The following is a 21959-nucleotide window of genomic DNA, read 5'->3' as shown; positions in this document are numbered from 1 at the left end:
AAAGTGCATGAAAGGCTCTCGACCATGCGTTGGCGAATATTTGCCAAAGCTATTGGCTGACTGCGGAGCCGTGCCGTGTTTGCAGGTAGAACCTGCTCGGCGAGGAAAAGCTAATACATCGTCAAATAACTTAACAAGTTTATTTTTAATTATTTTTAGTTGTATGTTTTTCAAGTATGAGTCGGCCCGGTAAAGCTTTTTGTTTAAGTTTTACTTGGGCGTAGTTGCTCCTTTCGGCAAATAATGGCCAAAATTGAATACAAGAGTGAATGCCTCACTCAAAGCAACTTTAAGAAGCGAAAAATTGAATGTGATGTATAGGAATGAAAGTGGGCCGGAAACGGCGCCGTAACTTCCTTTTATCCCGTGGCAAGGCTCCTTCCGTAGGTTCCTGGTGCGGGGACTGCGCCGGCGGTGCGGCGCGTCGCCCGTTCTTCATGGGGTGGCCGTTAAAGAGTGCGGGTAAATTGGCGGGACGGCTATGACCGATTCGTCCGCGCCGAGCCGCAATGGCGGGCTTGCGAGCGCTGGGAGGTTAGAGCGAACACGTGGATCCGCCACCAGGTTTGCGGAGGATCGGGGAGAGGATTTGTAAGCGGGTTATTCGCCGGTCAGGCGCGAAGGCCTGAGACCGGCGTGAAGGGCGTCAGCGCACGGCCTTGCGGTTTTGTCCGGCGGGACTGGCGAGGAAGCGGGTGATCACGTCGACGCCACGGTTGAGGTGATGTGTGAGCAACTTCACCGACAGCTCGACATCGCGCTCGATCACGGCCTGGAGCATGGCGCGGTGATCTTCCTGGGAGAGTTTGCCCAGGCCCATGGCTTCGAGATTGAAACGCAGGAAGCGCTCCTCCTCGTTGAGGCCGTCCTCGACCAGCCGCAGCAGACGCTTATTCGGTGCCTTGCTGTACAGGGCCATGTGGAACAGACGGTTGAGCCGACCGATTTCGCTGTAGTCGTGCTGGGTTTCGAGTTCTTCGATATAGCCGGCGGCAAGCGCGTGATCCGCGCTGGTCAGCAACGGGATCGACTGACGCATGGCTTCGGATTCGAGGAGGATCCGCAACTCGTAGGTTTCGGTGGCGTCGCCCTGGATCAGCGGCGCTACAACGGCGCCCTTGTGGGTGGTGACGCTCAGCAGTTCTTGCGCTTCGAGCTGGCGCAGAGCCTCGCGCACCGGCATGCGGCTGACCCCGAACAGGTCGGCCAGATCCTGCTGGCGCAGGGCGGTGCCGCACGGCAAGCGACCGTCAAGGATCGCCGAGCGCAGGGTTTCTTCGATGATCGAGCGGGCAAGGTGTGCGGGAATCGGCCCATCGACTTTGATGCTGTGCAGCGGTTTGGGCTTCTGTGTCACAACTACTCACCCTGAATGACGACGGAATTTGGATCCAAAGACACTAGTGATTGCTCTACAGGTTGTCAAACCATGTAAAGGATTGCTGTCCTGAATGAAGTTTAGCGCGATGGCGATGATCTCATGGTGCCATTGTTTTTTGCCGGGCTAAGCTTCACCATCAAACGCTTTCCTTCCTGCCCCCTGGAAACCTGCTGTGGCGGTACGTTTCGCGATCCCCCGGACTCTGCGCTGGCTAGGCTGCGCACTGTTGCTGGCCGGCGTCATGCTGGGCGGCCTGCATGCCGATTGGGATTTTTCCGCGATCAGCCGCAAGGCTACGGCGCTCTACGGCCCGTTGGGTGCCGGGCAGCAGCGGATCGATGCCTGGCAAAACCTGCTGGCCACGCAGAAACAGGTCAGCGAGATGGAAAAGCTGAAAGTGGTGAACCTGTTTTTCAACAAACAGGTGCGTTATGTAGAAGATATCGATCTGTGGGGGCAGGTCGATTATTGGGAGACGCCCATCGAAGCGTTGTGGAAAGGCGCAGGCGATTGCGAAGACTACGCGATCGCCAAGTATTTCAGCCTGCGCCATCTCGGGGTCTCCAGTGACAAGCTGCGCATCACCTACGTCAAGGCACTGCGCCAGAATCGCGCACACATGGTGCTGACTTACTACGCCACCCCCGATGCCATGCCGCTGGTGCTCGACAGCCTGATCGATCCGATTCAGCCTGCGTCCCAGCGAACCGATTTGCTGCCGGTCTACTCTTTCAATGCTGAAGGTCTGTACCTGCCGGGAGCCAAGGGCAACAAAAAGGTCGGTGACACCAAACGCCTGTCGCGCTGGCAGGATGTGCTGAAGAAAATGCAGGCCGAAGGTTTCCCGGTCGAAACGACTAACTAGGAGCACGCGCTCAGATGTCTTTGTTCAAACAGCTGTTGATCGCTATCTGTCTGTTCCTGGTGGTCGCCTTCACCGGCAGCTTCATGGTCAGCCTGGAGAGCTCGCGCACCCAGTACGTCAACCAGCTGCGCTCCCATGCCCAGGACGCTGCGACGGCGCTGGCGTTGTCGCTGACGCCGAATATCGACGACCCGGCGATGGTCGAGCTGCTGGTCAGCTCGATTTTCGACAGCGGCTATTACGCGAGCATCCGCGTGGTCGATCTCAAGACCGACCAGACCATTGTCGAGCGCAGCGGGATTCCGGCGGTGAGCAATGTGCCTGACTGGTTCGTCAAACTGATCGGCCTGGAGCCGGCCGGTGGCGACGCGCTGGTCAGCCGTGGCTGGGAGCAGGCGGCGCGGGTCGAGGTGGTCAGTCACCCGATGTTTGCCGTGGCCAAGCTGTGGCAGAGCGCGTTGGGCAGCCTCGGCTGGCTGCTGCTGTGCGGCGCGGTCAGTGCAGTGCTCGGCGCGTTGCTGCTGCGCCGGCAATTGCGCCCGCTGGATTACATGGCCAAACAGTCCCACGCCATCGCCCGCCGCGAATTCCTCAGCCTGCCGGAGTTGCCGCGTACCCCGGAACTGCGGCGCGTGGTGCAGGCGATGAACCAGATGGTCGAGAAGCTCAAGGCGCTGTTCCAGGAGCAGGCCGAGCGCAGCGAAAAACTGCGTGCCGAGTCTTATCAGGACAACCTCACCGGGCTTGCCAACCGGCGCTATTTCGAGATGCAACTGCACAACCGCGTGAGCAACCCGGAGCAGGCCAGTTCCGGTTATCTGCTGCTGTTGCGGGTCAAGGATCTGGCCGGGCTCAATCAGCGTCTGGGCGGTCAGCGCACCGATGAATTGTTGAAAGCTGTCGGCGAGCAACTGTCCCGCGAGTGCGCCAAATACCCTGAAACCCAGAACCTCGTCACCCGTATTCGCGGTGGTGAATTCGCCGTGCTGGCGCCGGGACTGGTGCGCGAAGAAGCGCTGCAACTGGCGCAGAACCTCGACAGTGCGCTGAGCAGCCTGCACGCCACTGGCGCAACCGATGTGCCGGCCGTGGCTTCCATTGGCCTCGCCCCGTTTGCCCACGGCGATTCACCGCAAGCAGTACTGACCCTGGGCGATCAGGCGCTGGCGCAGGCCGAGGGGCAGGGCGAGCAGAACTGGGCGTGCATCGATCAGAGCCTGGTGGCGGACGTCGGTGACGATCACCATGCCTGGCATCGCTTGCTCGATCAGGCGCTGAACCAGCAGCGTTTCGAACTGTATTTCCAACCGGTGGTGGCCGCTCAGGACACGCAATTGGTGCTGCATTACAAAGTGCTTTCGCGCTTGCTGGATGAACAGGGCCAGACCATCCCGGCCGGGCGTTTCCTGCCGTGGCTCGAGCGTTTTGGCTGGACCGCGCGACTCGACCGTCTGATGCTCGAGCGCGTGCTGGAGCAAATGAAGGCGCATGAAGATTCGCTGGCGCTGAACCTGTCTTCGGCAACCCTGGCCGATCCACAAGCGCTGAACAAAGTGTTCGAGATTCTGCGCGCGCACTCCGACCTCGGCGAGCGCCTGACGCTGGAGATCGGCGAGGAGCAATTGCCGGAGCAAGCGGTGCTGGAGCAGTTGACCCGGCGTCTGCGTGAACTCGGTTTCTCTCTGAGTCTGCAGCGCTTTGGTGGACGCTTCAGCATGATCGGCAACCTGGCGCGGCTGGGGCTGGCGTACCTGAAGATCGATGGCAGTTACATTCGCGCGATCGATCAGGAGAGCGACAAGCGCCTGTTCATCGAGGCGATCCAGCGTGCGGCGCACAGCATCGATCTACCGTTGATTGCCGAGCGGGTGGAGACCGAGGGCGAGTTGTCGGTGATTCGCGAGATGGGCTTGTATGGGGTGCAGGGGCAGTTGTTTGGTGAGCCCACGCCCTGGAAGTAACCTGTTCGTTATTCGTTGTCGGTAAATCAGCCTTCGCGAGCAAGCCCGCTCCCACATTGGAATGCATTTCAAATGTGGGAGCGGGCTTGCTCGCGAAGGGGTCAGTCCGGTCACTGAAGATCGCGGATCAGATCAGCCCGGTCTCTTCGTCGTCGATCAAGTGGCTCAACCCGCCCAGCGCTTCCCGCGCCTGGGTGCGGTCCATCAGCTTGGCCTGCGCTGCCGGCGGCAGGTCGGTGACGCGGATCACGCCCTTCTGGGTCAGCACCTGAATCAGGTCGTCGAGTACCCGAATCATTTCCAGGTCGCTCTGCTTGAGCTGTTTCAGGCTGGTTTCCACCACTTCATTGGCGAACCAGGCCTGGATTTCATGGCTGTCGGCCGGCAGCGTTTCCGTGGCCTCGGCGTAGGCCGCGGCTTCCACGCGAATCAACAGACCTTGCGCATCGCGTTGCACGTAAAACATTGAGCATCCCTCAGAAAGATCCAGCGTCATGCTGTCAGCAGCATAGGCCAACTGCGCGCGAGTATGCGGGGTGGCGACGAAATCGTCACCGCCGAGTTAGCCGCAAACGTGACGGCCGCCCCAAGGGGCGGCCGTTTTGTTCACGCATCAGCTGTTGTTGTGGTCGACCTTGATGGTCGGATCGCTGCCGGCAATCAGGTTGTGAATGTTGGCGCTCGACCAGTTGTTGCCTTCCAGTTTGATCGTCACGTCCGGCGTGGCGGCTGCCGCGTCGCCGGAGTTGAACTTGCCCGCCGAGCTGACTTGCAGCGACGACGTGCCATCAACCGTGGTGATCTTCAGGAAGTTGTCGATGGTGCTGCCGGTTTCACCCTGCAACAGATCGCGCAGGTCGATGCGGTCACCTTCGTTGGCGTTGAAGTCCTTGATCACGTCATTGCCGGTGTCGCCTGCTTTCCAGACGAAGGTGTCGGCACCGGAACCACCGATCAGGATATCGTTGCCCTGGCCGCCGATCAGCGTGTCGTTGCCGGTGCCGCCGAGCAGGATGTCATTGCCCTTGCCGCCGTCGAGCAGGTCGTTGCCGCCCGAGCCGAACAGGATGTCATTGCCTGCGCCACCCAGCAGCGTGTCGTTGCCGTCATGTGCGCCGGACACATCGAACGCCTGATAGTGCTCGGTGATGTACTGGTGCACGTTGCTGGTGGTGACCTTGCTGACGTCGACCCCGGTCTGCTGCGCCACGAACGCCTGCATCGCCTGATAACCCTCGCCGGCAATGCCGTTGAAGCTCACCAGGTCGCCGAACAGGATGTCGTTGCCGTCGCCACCGCTGACGGTGTCGTTGCCCGGCAGCGTCGCTTCGGTGTGGCCGATGATCGAGTTGGCCAGATCCTTCGGATCGATGTTGGTCTGCGGCGAGTGATCCGAGTCATACGGTTTCAGGTCGTTGAGGCTGACGCCGCTGTTGATACCGATCGCCTCGACATTCGACAGACCGCTGAGCAAGGCGAAGCTGCTGGTCGAGTTGTCGGTGGTGGCCGAGCTGGTGCTGCTGCCGCTGCCCGCCAGACTCGACAGCTCATAGGTACCATCACCCTGAGCGTGAACCGTGCCCAGGTTGGTGGTGGTCCAGCCACGGCCAGTGTAAGTCTGCAACTGGGCATAACCGCTGGCGGTGATGCTCAGGTAATGCGTGTTGTCGATGTACGTGCTGAAAGTGTCGCCCAGCTTGTAGTTGCTGGTTGTCACCACACTGTCGAACTTCACGCTGCCGTACAGCGTCGGGTTGGTCTGCTCGCCGCTCTGGTAGTAGGTCGGCTGGCCGTCGGTGATGAAGTACGTGAGGTTCTTCGCCCCGGTGTTGGCCACAGCTTCCGCGCTCTGGAAGAAGTTGGCCGTGGTCTTGAACACGTCCTCGTAGTTGGTGCCGCCGCCGGACGCCATCGAGTCGAGCACGGCTTTGAGCTTGGTCAGCGCGTTCGGGTCGTTGAGGTTCACCGACACCGACTTGTTGACCTGGGTATCGAAGTCCGCCAGGAAGATGTTCACCGTGCCCGAGTTGCTGCCGCCCAGGCTCTGCTTGAGGGTGTTGAACACCGATGTCAGCGAGTCCTTGGCCGCGTTGATCGACGAGGTGCTCATGCTGCCCGAGCTGTCGACCATGAACGCGATGTTGTAGTTGGTGCCCGGCACCACGGTCAGACCACCGATGTCGGCGACCATGATGTCGTTGCCATCGGTACCGTTGAAGGTGTCGTCGCCAGAGGTACCAACCACCGCGTTGTACACCGCGGGCACCACGGTGACCGGAATCGTAGCGGTGCTGCTGGCCGAACCGCCGACCATTTCAGTGGAGGTCGAGGTCACGGTCAGGTTGAACTGGCCGTTGTAGTAGGTCGGCGGGGTTACGGTCAGGCTGCCCAGGTTCCAGCCGGTGACGTTGGCTTCGCCGTTGCTCGCGGTGACTGTGAAGGTGTGACCGTTGCCGTCGGAGAGAACCGAGCCGACCGGCGCGCCGCTGATCTTCACGCTCAGGGTTTCCGAGCCGTCGGTGTCGGTCAGCGCGGTGTTGATCGCCGACAGTTTCACCGTGGTGCCTTCGGCGCCAGTGTTGAGCTTGTAGCCGTCGTAATAGCCTTCGCCGTTGGTGCCGTGCAGGTCGGAGACGGTTACACCGGAATTCACCAGATCCTGCACCCCGGTGTAGATCGGCACGCCGGCGCTGCTCAGGTCGATTGGCGTGCTGCCGTTGACCGACAGGTTCACGTCATAGCTGCCCGGGCCGCTCTGGTTGTGGTGGTAGATGTCCAGGGTGTAGTAGCCGCTGGTGGTCGGGGTGAACGAACCGCTGATCGCACCGCCCGCGCCCCAGGTACCCGACGCCACACTCTTGCCGCCAATGGTGATCAGCAGGCTGTCGTCAGCCACACCGCTGAAGCTGTAGGTCTTGCCGGCTTCCAGATAGATCAGGCCCGAGGTCTTCGACGCGGTACCGGCGGTCACGCTGCCGTCGGACTGCACGTTATTCACGTTGGTGCTGGAGTTCGGGGTGCCGGCGCCGTCGATCACGTTTTTCAACGTGGTCGAGTCAGCGCCGTTGCCGCTGGTACCCAGGCCCGACAGGCCGGTCCAGACTTCCTTGACCAGCCCGGTGGACTTCACGCTGTTGTCGGCCACGCTCACGGTCGGCGCATCCGCCACTGGCGTGATGTCGATCTTCACGGTGCCGGTGTTGCCCAGCAGTTGGCCGTCGGTTGGCTGGAACTTGATCTGTGCGTAGTCGGCCTGGTTGTTGCCCATGCCGGTGCCGCCGTAACCGTTGACCCCCGACTCATTGGCATCCGGCATGAAGCGCAGTTTGCCGGCGTCGATGTCAGCCTTGCTGAAGGTCTGGTTGTTGGCGACATCTTTCCAGGTCGAACCGTCCAGATACTGCAGTTTGCCTTCACCCGGCAGCTGGGTGATTTTGATGCCCAGGCTGCTGGCCGGGCTGTCGACGTCAGTCACCCCGAAGGTCGACCAGCCGAGGATCAGCGGGGTGTCTTCGGTGCCGGTGACGTTGACCGGAGCCGCAACTGGCGCATCGTTGACCGCCACCACGTTGACCGTGGTGGTCGCGGTGTTGGAGTAGTTGCCGCCATCGGTCACGGTCACGGTGATGATCCGCGGCACGGTGCTCGGGTCTTCACTGCTGTTGGTGAAGCTGATGTTCTTGATCGCCTGCATGTAGTCGGCGAGCGTCGCGTTGCCCGACAAGGTCAGGGTCACGGTGCCGTTGGTGCTGTTGGCATTGATCGTGATGCCGTTGACGCTGTTCCCGAGGTTCAGCGCATCGCCGTCCTGACGGTTGGTCAGCACGATGGTCGCGCCGGTCAGCATCGTGCTGTCCGGGTCGGTGATCGTCAGGTCAGTGTCGGCAATCGACACGCCGGCGCCCGGGGTGTTTTCGGTGAACGTCACCTTGTAGTCGGCACCGGTGGCGCCGCTGGAGTTGTTGGCATCCAGGTCGATGACCGGTGGCGCATCGTTATCGATGATCGAGGTGCTGACGCTGCCGTTGGTGCTGCTGACGGCCAGGTTCTCGAAGTTGCCGCCGGTGGCCGAGTCGATCTTGACCACGAAGTTCTCGGTGCCTTCGGTGATCTTGTCATCGATGGTCGCGACGTTGAACTGCGCGCTGCTGGCGCCCGCCGGGATCTTCACGGTGTACACGCCAGTGAAGTCCGAACCGTCGGCAGCGGTGCCGCTGTAGACGATCTTCAGGGTCACGTCGGTTTGCGCCGGGTGCGTCAGGCTGACGGTGTAGCTGGCGGTCTGGCCTTCGGTCACCGAGGTGCTGCCGGTGATGCTGACGGTGGTGGTGTCGATGGTATCGGCGACGTTGGTCACGGCCGGTGTCGTGCTCGGTACCAGGTTCTCGAAGTTGCCACCGCTGGCGTTGGTGATGGTCGCCTGCACGCTGCCGGCGTCTTTGTAGACGTCGTCAGCCGGAGCCGGAACGGTCACGGTGCCGGTGGTTTTGCCGGCGTCGATGGTGATCACCGAGCCGTTGCTCAGGGTCACGGTTACCGGGGAACCGGCAGCGTTGCTCAGGGTGGCGGTGTAGGTGATCTGGCCGCCCTCGTTCACCGCCGGGGTCGCGCTCAGCGACAGGCTGGTGGTGTCGACAGTGTCGGTCACGGTGGTGCTGACCGGTGTCTTGTCGGCTACCAGATTTTCGTAGTTGCCGCCGCTGACGTTGGTGATCGCATTGGTCAACGGTGCGTGGCCGGTCAACACGTCGTTCGGCGCAGTGGTGGTCACGGTGCCGGTGGTTTTGCCGATGTCGATGGTGATGGTCTGGCCGTTGGACAGGGTCACGACAACTGGCGAGCCAGTCACAGGCGCACCGACAGTGGCGGTGTAGGTGACGGTGCCACCCTCGGCCACAGTACCCGTGGCGGTGAGTTTCACGCCCGTGGTGTCGATGGTGTCGGTGACGCTGGTCACGGCTGGCGTGGTGCTTGGTACCAGGTTTTCGAAGCTGCCACCTGTCGCCGACTTGATGGTCGCCTGCACGGTGCCGGCGTCTTTGTAGACGTCGTCGGCTGGGGCAGGAACGGTCACGGTGCCGGTGGTTTTGCCGGCGTCGATGGTGATCACGGCGCCGTTGCTCAACGTTACGGTCACTGGGGAACCCGCGGCGTTGGTCAGCGTTGCGGTGTAAACGATCGAGCCACCTTCGGCCACGGTGCCGGTCGCGGACAACGACAGATTGGTGGTGTCGACGGTGTCGGTCACGGTGGTGCTGACCGGAGTCTTGTCGGCAACCAGATTCTCGTAGTTGCCGCCGCTCACGTTGGTGATTGCGTTGGTCAACGGCGCGTGACCGGTCAGCGCATCGTTCGGTGCGGTGGTGGTTACGGTGCCGGTGGTTTTGCCGATGTCGATGGTGATGGTCTGGCCGTTGGACAGAGTCACCACGACTGGCGAACCTGTGACTGGCGCGCCGACGGTGGCGGTGTAGACGACGTTGCCGCCTTCAACCGCTGTACCGGTGGCAGACAACTTCACAGTAGTGGTGTCGATGGTGTCGGTGACACTGGTCACGGCCGGTACGGTGCTTGGTACCAGGTTTTCGAAGTTGCCGCCGCTGGCATTGGTGATGGTTGCCTGCACGGTGCTGGCGTCTTTGTAGACGTCATCAGCCGGGGCAGGAACGGTCACGGTGCCAGTGGTTTTACCGGCGTCGATAGTGATCACGGCGCCGTTGGACAGAGTCACAGTGACCGGCGAACCAGCCGCGTTGGTCAAGGTCGCGGTGTAGATGATCGAACCGCCCTCGGCGACCGTGTTGGTGGCGCTGAGGGACAGGTTGGTCGTATCGACAGTGTCGGTCACGGTGGTGCTGACCGGTGTCTTGTCGGCTACCAGATTTTCGTAGTTGCCGCCGCTGACGTTGGTGATCGCATTGGTCAACGGTGCGTGGCCGGTCAACACGTCGTTCGGCGCAGTGGTGGTCACGGTGCCGGTGGTTTTGCCGATGTCGATGGTGATCGTCTGGCCGTTGGACAGGCTTACGGTCACTGGCGAACCGGTGACCGGAGCGCCGACAGTGGCGGTGTAGGTGACGGTGCCACCCTCGGCCACAGTACCCGTGGCGGTGAGTTTCACGCCCGTGGTGTCGATGGTGTCGGTGACGCTGGTCACGGCTGGCGTGGTGCTCGGCACCAGGTTTTCGAAGTTGCCACCGCTGGCGTTGGTGATGGTTGCCTGCACGGTGCCGGCGTCTTTGTAGACGTCATCAGCCGGGGCAGGAACGGTCACGGTGCCAGTGGTTTTACCGGCGTCGATAGTGATGACTGCGCCGTTGCTCAGGGTCACGGTGACTGGCGAGCCAGCAGCGTTGGTCAGGGTCGCGGTGTAAACGATCGAGCCACCTTCGGCCACGGTACCTGTAGCGCTGAGCGACAGGTTGGTTGTATCGACAGTGTCGGTCACGGTGGTGCTGACCGGGGTCTTGTCGGCTACGAGGTTTTCATAGTTGCCGCCGCTGACGTTGGTGATCGCGTTGGTCAACGGTGCATGACCGGTCAACACGTCGTTCGGCGCAGTGGTGGTGACGGTACCCGTGGTTTTACCCACTTCGATGGTGATGTTCTGACCATTGGCCAGAGTAACGGTCACTGGCGAACCGGTTACCGGTGCACCAACGGTCGCGGTGTAGGTGACGGTACCACCTTCAGCAGCAGACTCGGTCGCGGTCAGTTTGACCGTGGTGGTGTCGATGGTGTCGGTGACGCTGGTCACGGCCGGGGTGTTGCTGGTCACCAGGTTTTCGAAATTGCCGCCAGTCGCGGTCTTGATAGTGGCCTCAACGGTGCCGGCGTCTTTGTAGACGTCATCAGCCGGTGCCGGGACGGTCACGGTACCGGTGGTTTTGCCCGCGTCGATGGTGATCACGGCGCCGTTGCTCAACGTCACGGTAACCGGCGAACCGGCAGCGTTGGTCAGCGTCGCGGTGTAAACGATCGAGCCGCCTTCAGCCACGGTGCCGGTCGCGGACAGCGACAGGTTGGTGGTGTCGACGGTATCGGTGACCGTGGTATTGACCGGGGTCTTGTCGGCAACGAGGTTTTCGTAGTTGCCGCCGCTGACGTTGGTGATGGCGTTGGTCAGCGGCGCGTGTCCGGTCAGCGCATCGTTCGGCGCAGTGGTGGTCACGGTACCGGTGGTTTTGCCCACTTCGATGGTGATGTTCTGACCGTTGGCCAGAGTTACCACGACTGGCGAGCCAGTCACTGGCGCACCAACGGTCGCGGTGTAGGTAACGGTACCCCCTTCGGCAGCAGACTCGGTCGCGGTCAGTTTGACCGTGGTGGTGTCGATGGTGTCGGTGACCTGAGTCACAGCCGGCACGGTGCTCGGTACCAGGTTTTCGAAGTTGCCACCGGTAGCGTTGGTGATCGTTGCCTGAACGGTGCCGGCGTCTTTGTAGACGTCATCGGCAGGTGCCGGAACGGTCACGGTGCCAGTGGTTTTACCGGCTTCGATGGTGATCACAGCGCCGTTCGACAGGGTCACGGTGACTGGCGAGCCAGCCGCGTTGGTCAAGGTCGCGGTGTAGATGATCGAACCACCCTCGGCGACCGAGTTGGTTGCGCTCAGCGACAGGTTGGTGGTGTCGACAGTGTCGGTCACAGTGGTGCTGACTGGCGTTTTGTCAGCCACCAGACTCTCGTAATTACCGCCGGTCACGCCAGTGATCGCGTTGGTCAGAGGAGCATGACCGGTCAGTGCATCGTTCGGTGCGGTGGTGGTGACGGTGCCGGTGGTTTTACCCACTTCGATGGTGATGTTCTGGCCGTTGGCCAACGTCACTACGACCGGCGAACCGGTCACTGGGGCACCGACAGTCGCGGTGTAGGTGACGGTACCGCCTTCAGCGGCAGACTCGGTCGCGGTCAGTTTCACCGTGGTGGTGTCGATGGTATCGGTAACGTTGGTGACGGCCGGAACAGTGCTCGGCACCAGGTTTTCGAAGTTGCCACCGCTGGCGTTGGTGATGGTTGCCTGCACGGTGCCGGCGTCTTTGTAGACGTCATCAGCCGGGGCAGGAACGGTTACGGTGCCAGTGGTTTTACCGGCTTCGATGGTGATCACTGCGCCGTTCGAAAGAGTCACGGTGACTGGCGAGCCAGCGGCATTGGTCAAGGTCGCGGTGTAAACGATCGAGCCACCTTCGGCCACGGTGCCGGTCGCACTGAGCGACAGGTTGGTGGTGTCGACGGTGTCAGTAACGGTGGTCGAAACCGGCGTTTTGTCGGCGACCAGATTCTCGTAATTGCCACCGGTCACGCCGGTAATCGAGTTGGTCAGTGGTGCATGCCCGGTCAGCGCATCGTTCGGTGCTGTGGTGGTCACCGAACCAGTGGTCTTGCCGACTTCGATGGTGATGTTCTGCCCGTTGGCCAAGGTCACGACAACCGGCGAACCGGTGACCGGTGCACCGACGGTCGCGGTGTAAGTCACGGTGCCGCCTTCAGCCACCGAAGTATCGGCGCTGAGCTTCACGGTGGAGGTGTCGATGGTGTCGGTGACTTCGGTCACGGCAGGAACAGTGCTTGGTACGAGGTTTTCGAAGTTGCCACCGGTGGCGCTGGAAATGGTTGCTTCGACTTTGCCAGCGTCCTTGTACACGTCATCGGCAGGCGCCGGAACGGTCACAGTGCCGGTGGTTTTGCCAGCCTCGATGGTGATCACGGCGCCGTTGCTCAACGTCACGGTGACTGGCGAGCCAGCGGCGTTGGTCAGGGTCGCGGTGTAAACGATCGAGCCACCTTCGGCCACGGTACCGGTCGCGGACAGCGACAGGTTGGTGGTGTCGACGGTGTCGGTGACGTTAGTGCTGACCGGGGTTTTGTCAGCCACGAGGTTTTCGTAATTGCCACCGGTGACGTCGGTGATCGCGTTGGTCAGAGGAGCATGACCGGTCAATGCATCATTAGGCGCAGTGGTAGTCACGGTGCCAGTGGTTTTACCCACCTCAATGGTGATGTTCTGACCGTTTGCCAAGGTCACGACCACAGGCGAACCGGTCACTGGCGCGCCGACGGTTGCGGTATAGGTGACGGTGCCACCTTCGGCCACTGAGGTATCGGCAGTCAGTTTGACGGTCGAGGTGTCGATCGTGTCGGTGACTTCGGTGACAGCCGGCACGGTACTTGGCAACAGGTTTTCAAAGTTGCCACCGGTAGCGCTGGAAATGGTCGCTTCGACTTTACCGGCGTCCTTGTACACGTCATCGGCTGGCGCCGGAACGGTCACGGTGCCAGAGGTTTTACCGGCCTCGATGGTGATCACCGCGCCGTTGGACAGGGTCACGGTGACTGGCGAACCAGCGGCGTTGGTCAGGGTTGCGGTGTAGACGATCGAGCCACCCTCGGCCACGGTGCCGGTCGCACTGAGCGACAGATTGGTGGTGTCGACGGTGTCGGTGACATTGGTCGAAACCGGCGTTTTATCCGCCACAAGGTTTTCGTAGTTACCGCCGCTCACGTCGGTGATGGCGTTGGTCAGCGGCGCGTGGCCGGTCAACGCATCGTTCGGCGCACTGGTAGTCACGGTGCCAGTGGTTTTACCCACTTCGATGGTGATGTTCTGACCGTTGGCCAAGGTCACCACGACCGGCGAGCCAGTCACTGGCGCACCGACAGTCGCGGTGTAAGTGACGGTGCCACCTTCCGCAGCCGATTCGGTCGCGGTCAGTTTGACCGTGGTGGTATCGATGGTGTCGGTCACGTTGGTGACGGCCGGAACGGTGCTAGGCACCAGGTTCTCGAAGTTGCCACCGGTAGCGGTGGAAATGGTTGCTTCGACTTTACCCGCGTCTTTGTACACGTCGTCAGCCGGAGCTGGAACGGTCACGGTGCCCGACGTTTTACCGGCTTCGATGGTGATCACCGCGCCGTTGGACAGGGTCACGGTCACCGGCGTCCCGGCCGGATTGGTCAGGGTCGCGGTGTAAACGATCGAGCCACCTTCAGCCACCGAGTCGCTGGCGGTCAGGTTCAGGTTGGTGGTGTCGACAGTGTCCGACACCGAGGTGTTCGCCGGTGTCTTGTCGGCCACCAGGTTTTCATAGTTGCCGCCGGCAACCTTGTCGATGGCCACGCTCAACGAGCTGCCGCCCGCCAATGGGCTGTTCGGTGCAACGAAATTCACGCTGCCGGTGGTCTCACCGACGGCGATGGTGATGGTCTGGCCATTGGACAGAGTGACCACAACTGGCGAGCCGGTTACCGGCGCGGTGACGCTCGCGGTATAAACCACGGTTTCGCCTTCGGCGACGTTGGCGGTGGCGGTCAACGACACGGTGGAAGTGTCGATGGTGTCGTTGACGGTGGTCACGGCCGGGGTGTTGCTGGTCACCAGGTTTTCGAAGTCGCCACCGGTCGCGCCCTTGATGGTCGCCTCAACGGTGCCGGCGTCCTTGTAGACGTCATCCTTCGGCGCATCGACGGTCACGGTGCCGGAAGTTTTGCCGGCGTCGATGGTGATCACCGCGCCATTGCTCAAGGTCACGGTCACCGGAGTGCCGGCGGCGTTGGTCAGGGTGGCGGTGTAGGTGATCTGCCCGCCTTCGTTCACCGCCGGCGTCGCGCTCAGCGACAGGTTGGTGGTGTCGACGGTGTCGGTCACGGTGGTGCTGACTGGCGTCTTGTCGGCGACGAGGTTTTCGTAGTTGCCGCCGCTGACATTGGTGATCGAGTTGTTCAGCGGCTCGTGACCGTTCAACGCATCGTTCGGTGCGGTGGTCGTCACGGTGCCGGTGGTCTTGCCGATGTCGATGGTGATGGTCTGACCGTTGGCCAGGGTCACAACAACAGGCGCGCCAGTCACTGGAGCGCCAACAGTCGCGGTGTAAGTGACAGTGCCGCCTTCAGCCACCGAAGTATCGGCGGTGAGTTTGACCGTCGAGGTGTCGATGGTGTCGGTGACTTCGGTAACGGCCGGAACGGTGCTTGGCACCAGGTTCTCGAAGTTGCCGCCCGCAGCATCCTTGATCGTGACTTCGACCTTGCCGGCGTCTTTGTAGACGTCATCGGCAGGTGCTGGAACGGTCACGGTGCCGGTGGTTTTGCCCGCGTCGATGGTGATCACGGCGCCGTTGCTCAGGGTCACGGTGACCGGCGAGCCGGCAGCATTGGTCAAGGTCGCGGTATAAACGATCGAACCGCCCTCAGCCACGGTACCGGTCGCGCTCAGCGACAGGTTGGTGGTGTCGACGGTGTCGGTCACGGTGGTGCTGACCGGGGTTTTGTCGGCCACCAGATTCTCGTAGTTGCCGCCGCTCACGTCGGTGATGGCGTTAGTCAACGGCGCATGACCGTTCAGCGCATCGTTCGGCGCGGTGGTGGTGACGGTGCCAGTGGTTTTGCCGACTTCGATGGTGATGTTCTGACCGTTAGCCAGGGTCACGACCACAGGCGAGCCGGTCACTGGTGCACCGACAGTGGCGGTGTAGGTGACGGTGCCACCTTCAGCAGCAGACTCGGTTGCGGTCAGTTTCACCGACGTGGTGTCGATGGTGTCAGTGACTTCAGTCACTGCCGGAACGGTGCTCGGAACGAGGTTCTCGAAGTTGCCGCCGGTTGCACCGTTGATGGTGACTTCGACTTTGCCGGCATCTTTGTAGACGTCATCGGCAGGCGCTGGAACGGTCACGGTGCCGGTGGTCTTGCCCGCTTCGATGGTAATCACCGAACCGTTGGACAGGGTCACGGTGACTGGCGAGCCGGCAGCGTTGGTCAGGGTCGCGGTGTAGGTGATCGAACCACCCTCGGCGACCGAGTTGGTGGCGCTGAGCGACAGATTCGTCGTGTCCACGGTGTCAGTGACGGTGGTGCTGACCGGAGTTTTGTCAGCGACCAGATTTTCATAGTTGCCGCCGGTGACGCCGGTAATCGAGTTGGTCAGCGGTTCGTGACCGTTCAGCGCATCGTTTGGCGCAGTGGTGGTCACGGTGCCGGTGGTTTTGCCGACTTCGATGGTGATGTTCTGACCGTTGGCCAGGGCCACGACCACAGGCGAGCCGGTGACTGGTGCGCCAACGGTAGCGGTGTAGGTGACGGTGCCACCTTCAGCGACCGAAGTATCGGCCGTGAGTTTCACGGTCGAGGTGTCAATGGTGTCAGTGACTTCGGTGACAGCCGGAACCGTGCTCGGCACCAGGTTCTCGAAATTGCCGCCTGCGGCGTCTTTGATCGTGACTTCAACCTTGCCAGCGTCCTTGTAGACGTCATCGGCTGGCGCTGGAACGGTCACGGTGCCGGTAGTTTTACCTGCTTCAATGGTGATCACCGAACCGTTCGACAGGGTCACGGTCACCGGCGTACCGGCCGGATTGGTCAGGGTCGCGGTGTAAACGATCGAACCACCTTCGGCAACGGAGCCAGTGGCGCTCAACGTCAGGTCGGTGGTATCGACGGTGTCGGTAACGTTGGTCGAAACCGGAGTTTTGTCCGCCACCAGATTTTCGTAGTTGCCACCGGTGACGCCGGTAATCGAGTTGGTCAGCGGTTCGTGACCGTTCAGCGCATCGTTTGGCGCGGTGGTGGTCACGGTGCCGGTGGTTTTGCCCACTTCGATGGTGATGTTCTGACCATTGGCCAAGGTGACAACAACCGGCGAGCCGGTTACCGGTGCGCCGACGGTGGCGGTGTAAGTGACAGTCCCGCCTTCAGCGACCGAAGTGTCGGCGATGAGTTTGACCGTCGACGTATCGATGGTATCGGTCACTTCGGTAACAGCCGGAACGGTGCTCGGCACCAGGTTCTCGAAATTGCCGCCTGCGGCGTCTTTGATCGTGACTTCAACCTTGCCAGCGTCTTTGTAAACGTCATCGGCGGGTGCTGGAACGGTCACGGTGCCGGTGGTTTTGCCCGCGTCGATGGTGATCACCGAGCCGTTGGACAAGGTCACGGTCACCGGAGTACCGGCCGGATTGGTCAGGGTAGCGGTGTAGACGATCGAACCGCCTTCCGCCACGGTGCCGGTGGCGCTCAGGGTCAAGTTGGTGGTGTCGACGGTGTCGGTGACGTTGGTCGAAATCGGGGTTTTGTCAGCGACCAGGTTTTCGTAGTTGCCACCGCTCACGTCAGTGATCGCGTTGGTCAGTGGCTCGTGACCGGTCAACGCATCGTTCGGTGCGGTGGTGGTCACGATGCCAGTGGTTTTGCCCACTTCGATGGTGATGGTCTGACCGTTGGCCAGGGTCACAACAACCGGCGAGCCAGTCACCGGCGCACCGACAGTGGCGGTGTAAGTGACGGTGCCACCTTCAGCCACCGAAGTATCGGCGGTCAGTTTGACGGTCGAGGTGTCGATGGTGTCGGTGACTTCAGTGACCGCAGGGACGGTGCTCGGCACCAGGTTCTCGAAATTGCCGCCGGTTGTTCCGGTAATGCTGACCTCAACCTTGCCGGCATCTTTGTAGACGTCATCGGCTGGCGCCGGAACGGTCACGGTGCCGGTGGTTTTACCCGCTTCGATGGTGATCACCGAGCCATTGCTCAGGGTCACGGTTACCGGCGTGCCGGCCGGATTGGTCAGGGTTGCGGTGTAGACGATCGAGCCACCTTCAGCCACGGTGCCGGTCGCAGTCAGCGACAGGTTGGTGGTGTCGACGGTGTCGGTGACGCTGGTCGAAACTGGGGTTTTATCCGCTACAAGATTCTCGTAGTTGCCGCCGCTCACGTCAGTGATCGCGTTGCTCAGTGGCTCGTGACCGTTCAATGCATCGTTCGGCGCAGTGGTGGTGACGGTGCCGGTGGTTTTACCCACTTCGATGGTGATGGTCTGGCCGTTTGCCAACGTGACGGTCACTGGCGAACCGGTTACCGGGGCCCCGACAGTCGCGGTGTAGGTGACGGTGCCGCCCTCGACCACCGAGGTATCAGCGGTCAGTTTGACGGTCGAAGTATCGATGGTGTCAGTGACTTCGGTGACCGCTGGAACGGTGCTCGGCACCAGGTTCTCGAAATTGCCACCGCTGGTTCCGGTAATGCTGACTTCGACCTTGCCGGCATCTTTGTAGACGTCATCGGCTGGCGCCGGAACGGTCACGGTGCCGGTGGTTTTACCCGCTTCGATGGTGATCACCGAGCCATTGCTCAGGGTCACGGTTACCGGCGTGCCGGCCGGATTGGTCAGGGTTGCGGTGTAGACGATCGAGCCACCTTCAGCCACGGTGCCGGTCGCAGTCAGCGACAGGTTGGTGGTGTCGACGGTGTCGGTGACGCTGGTCGAAACTGGGGTTTTATCCGCTACAAGATTCTCGTAGTTGCCGCCGCTCACGTTAGTGATCGCGTTGCTCAGTGGCTCGTGACCGTTCAATGCATCGTTCGGCGCAGTGGTGGTGACGGTGCCGGTGGTTTTACCCACTTCGATGGTGATGGTCTGGCCGTTTGCCAACGTGACGGTCACTGGCGAACCGGTTACCGGGGCCCCGACAGTCGCGGTGTAGGTGACGGTGCCGCCCTCGACCACCGAGGTATCAGCGGTCAGTTTGACGGTCGAAGTATCGATGGTGTCAGTGACTTCGGTGACCGCTGGAACGGTGCTCGGCACCAGGTTCTCGAAATTGCCACCGCTGGTTCCGGTAATGCTGACTTCGACCTTGCCGGCATCTTTGTAGACGTCATCGGCAGGCGCCGGAACAGTCACGGTACCGGTGGTTTTACCGGCTTCGATGGTGATGACGGAGCCATTGCTCAGGGTCACGGTCACCGGGGTGCCGGCCGGGTTGGTCAGGGTCGCGGTGTAGACAATCGAACCGCCTTCAGCGACGGAGCCAGTGGCGCTCAACGTCAGGTTGGTGGTGTCGACGGTGTCGGTCACGGTGGTGCTGACCGGCGTCTTGTCGGCGACCAGATTCTCGTAGTTGCCACCGCTCACGCCAGTGATCGAGTTGCTCAGCGGCGCCTGGCCGTTCAGCACGTCGTTCGGTGCGGTGGTGGTCACGGTGCCGGTGGTTTTGCCCACTTCGATGGTGATGGTCTGACCGTTGGCCAGGGTCACGACAACCGGCGAACCGGTCACAGGTGCACCGACGGTGGCGGTGTAAGTGACGGTGCCGCCCTCAGCGACCGAATTATCAGCGGTCAGTTTGACGGTCGAGGTATCGATGGTGTCGGTGACTTCGGTGACCGCCGGAACGGTGCTCGGCACCAGGTTCTCGAAATTGCCACCGGTAGTGCCGGTGATGCTGACTTCGACTTTGCCGGCATCTTTGTAGACGTCATCCGCAGGCGCCGGAACCGTCACGGTGCCGGTGGTTTTACCGGCTTCGATGGTGATCACGGCGCCGTTGCTCAGGGTCACGGTGACCGGCGAGCCGGCAGCATTGGTCAACGTCGCGGTGTAAACGATCGAACCGCCCTCAGCCACGGTACCAGTCGCGCTCAGGGTCAGGTTGGTGGTGTCGACGGTGTCGGTAACGGTGGTCGAAACCGGGGTTTTGTCGGCGACGAGGTTCTCGTAGTTACCGCCACTGACATTGGTGATGGCGTTGGTCAGCGGTGGGTTGCCGGTCAGCGCGTCGTTCGGCGCGGTGGTGGTCACGGTGCCGGTGGTTTTGCCCACTTCGATGGTGATGGTCTGACCGTTGGCCAGGGTCACGGTCACTGGCGAACCGGTGACAGGCGCGCCGACGGTGGCGGTGTAAGTGACAGTGCCGCCCTCAGCGACCGACGTATCGGCAGTCAGTTTGACGGTCGAGGTATCGATGGTGTCAGTGACTTCGGTAACAGCCGGAACGGTGCTCGGCACCAGGTTCTCGAAATTGCCGCCGGTGGTGCCGGTGATGCTGACTTCGACCTTGCCGGCGTCTTTGTAGACGTCATCCGCAGGCGCGGGAACGGTCACAGTGCCGGTGGTTTTGCCGGCGTCGATGGTGATGACGGAGCCGTTGCTCAACGTCACGGTCACCGGGGTACCGGCCGGGTTGGTCAAGGTGGCGGTGTAAACGATCGAGCCGCCTTCAGCGACGGTGCCGGTCGCGCTCAGCGACAGGTTGGTGGTGTCGATGGAGTCGGTGACGGTGGTGGTCGCCGGCGTGGTGTTTGGCAGCAGATTCTCGAAGTTGCCGCCGGTCGCACCGGTAATCGTGGTGCTGACGGTGCCACCGTTGTTGTAGACGTCGTTCGGCGCGGTCGGCACGTTGACGGTGCCAGTGGTCTGGCCGGCTTCGATGGTGATGGTCGAGCCGTTAGACAGGATGACGGTGACCGGGGTCTGTGCCGGATTGGTCAGGGTCGCGGTGTAGGTGATCTGGCCACCTTCGACCACGGTACCGGTGGCGGTGAGGGTCAGGCCGGTGGTGTCGCGCGAATCGACGATGTTCGTTACGGCTGGAGTCGTGTTCGGTACCAGACTCTCGAAGTTGCCACCAGTGGCACCAGTGATGGTGGTGCTGACGGTGCTGCCGTTGTTGTAGACGTCATTCGGCGCGGTTGGCACGTTGACGGTGCCGGTGGTCTGGCCGGCTTCGATAGTGATGGTCGAGCCGTTGGACAGGGTGACGGTGACCGGCGTCTGTGCCGGGTTGGTCAGGGTCGCGGTGTAGGTGATCTGACCGCCTTCGGTGACGCTATTGCCAGCGGTCAGGGTGACGGTGGTGGTGTCGATGGTGTCGGTGACCTGAGTCGTGGCCGGGGTGGTCGGCGGGGTCACGGTAATGCCGTTGCCGCCGGTGGTGCCGGTGACGGTGACGTCGATCTGGGTCGGGTCGTTATAAACGGTGTCGTTCGGTGCCAGCGGCACGTTGACGGTGCCGGTGGTGGAACCGGCCGGAATCACGATCACCGAGCCGTTGGACAGAGTGATGGTCAGGTCGGTCAGCGGCGCCTGGGTCAGGGTCGCGGTGTACACCAGCACGCCGCCGGCTTCGGTGATGGTCGGCGTGGCGCTGAGGCTCAGAGTCGACTCACGCAGGGCGTTGGTGGTGGTGTCGGTGGTCTGGCCACCGGTGATGTTCTGTGCCACTTGTGCGCCGGAGTTGATGCCCGCGGTCGGGAAGCCGATGGTCGGATCGACGCGGCCAGCGGTGGCATCGAGCATCACGAAGCTGTGGCCGCCGCCTGCCGCGCCGCCAGTGCCTGCGGCGGTGGCGCCGGCAGCGGTGGCTTCAAGGGCGGTGGTCGGGTCGGCACCGGCAGCGATGGCCTGCTGCAGCTCGGCTACAGACGGCGCGGCCTGCGCGGTGGCTTCGGCCAGGTCAGTGCTGGAGTCGGGCGCGTTGGCGCTCCACTGGGTTTCACGGCCCAGGTCCAGGGTGCGGCCATCCGCCAGTTCCAGCGACACGGCGCCGGAGAGGCCGGTATCGATCTGGTCGCCGACGAACAGGCGATCGCCTTCAACGAGCACGCGGCGTACACCCTCGGGGGAGACCACGAATACCTGACCGACAATGCTTTTGACGATGGCAACAACACTGCTCATTGAAGACTCTCCGGGTGTCACGTTCAGTTGACTTCCATAGCCTGATGGCTTCGGCGCCGATTCAGTCTGGACGTACTTTAAAAATTTGCGAATCAAGATTGACGCTGTTTTTCGTCAATAATTTGGCTAGATTCTTTCGCTATTAACTTTATGCCAAACTATTGACCTTCTGGGTGCCATCCTAAACAATCGCCCCACTAATGTCACATTGATATTTCCGCGGCGACCTGTCCCTCAGCGTGTGATCCAGTTCCTATTTTGAACTTTCCGACATACGGTCATTCCGGTTGCCAATCATCCGAC

Annotated in this window: 5 protein-coding genes; 2 read left to right on the top strand and 3 right to left on the bottom strand. The window is 61.7% G+C overall.

Annotation, left to right across the window (positions count from 1 at the left end; translation table 11 throughout):
- Window positions 1-646 precede the first annotated feature (646 nt).
- Entirely contained in the window at window positions 647-1357 is a 711-nt protein-coding gene (locus tag AC3WMV_RS18250; protein ID WP_027611110.1) for a GntR family transcriptional regulator, read from the bottom strand.
- Window positions 1358-1553: 196 nt separating this feature from the next.
- Here AC3WMV_RS18250 and lapG point away from each other — a divergent pair, with 196 nt between their 5' ends.
- Together lapG and lapD are read left to right on the top strand one after the other, a co-directional pair.
- Window positions 1554-2246, top strand: coding sequence for a cysteine protease LapG (gene lapG / locus AC3WMV_RS18245; protein WP_007962016.1), 693 nt, complete (start codon window positions 1554-1556; stop codon window positions 2244-2246).
- Window positions 2247-2260: 14 nt separating this feature from the next.
- Window positions 2261-4207: a cyclic di-GMP receptor LapD gene (gene lapD / locus AC3WMV_RS18240; protein ID WP_103367799.1), complete on the top strand. Its 1947-nt coding sequence runs from the start codon at window positions 2261-2263 to the stop codon at window positions 4205-4207.
- 127 nt (window positions 4208-4334) lie between these two features.
- Here the strand turns inward: lapD and AC3WMV_RS18235 are convergent, their stop codons facing one another.
- Window positions 4335-4673 (bottom strand): tryptophan synthase subunit beta, encoded by a 339-nt coding sequence (locus tag AC3WMV_RS18235; RefSeq protein WP_098966540.1) that lies wholly within the window; start codon window positions 4671-4673, stop codon window positions 4335-4337.
- Between the two features lie 147 nt (window positions 4674-4820).
- Window positions 4821-21656, bottom strand: coding sequence for a LapA family giant adhesin (locus AC3WMV_RS18230; protein ID WP_103367798.1), 16836 nt, complete (start codon window positions 21654-21656; stop codon window positions 4821-4823).
- Window positions 21657-21959 lie beyond the last annotated feature (303 nt).

Source organism: Pseudomonas sp. FW305-3-2-15-E-TSA4 (assembly GCF_058787295.1).
This window is presented reverse-complemented; position numbering and strand designations above follow the sequence as displayed.

Excerpts from the sequence above, each read along its gene's own strand:
- AC3WMV_RS18235 (WP_098966540.1), bottom strand. The coding sequence starts at position 4,673 with ATGTTTTACGTGCAACGCGATGCGCAAGGTCTGTTGATTCGCGTGGAA.
- AC3WMV_RS18230 (WP_103367798.1), bottom strand. The coding sequence starts at position 21,656 with ATGAGCAGTGTTGTTGCCATCGTCAAAAGCATTGTCGGTCAGGTATTC.
- lapD (WP_103367799.1), top strand. The coding sequence starts at position 2,261 with ATGTCTTTGTTCAAACAGCTGTTGATCGCTATCTGTCTGTTCCTGGTG.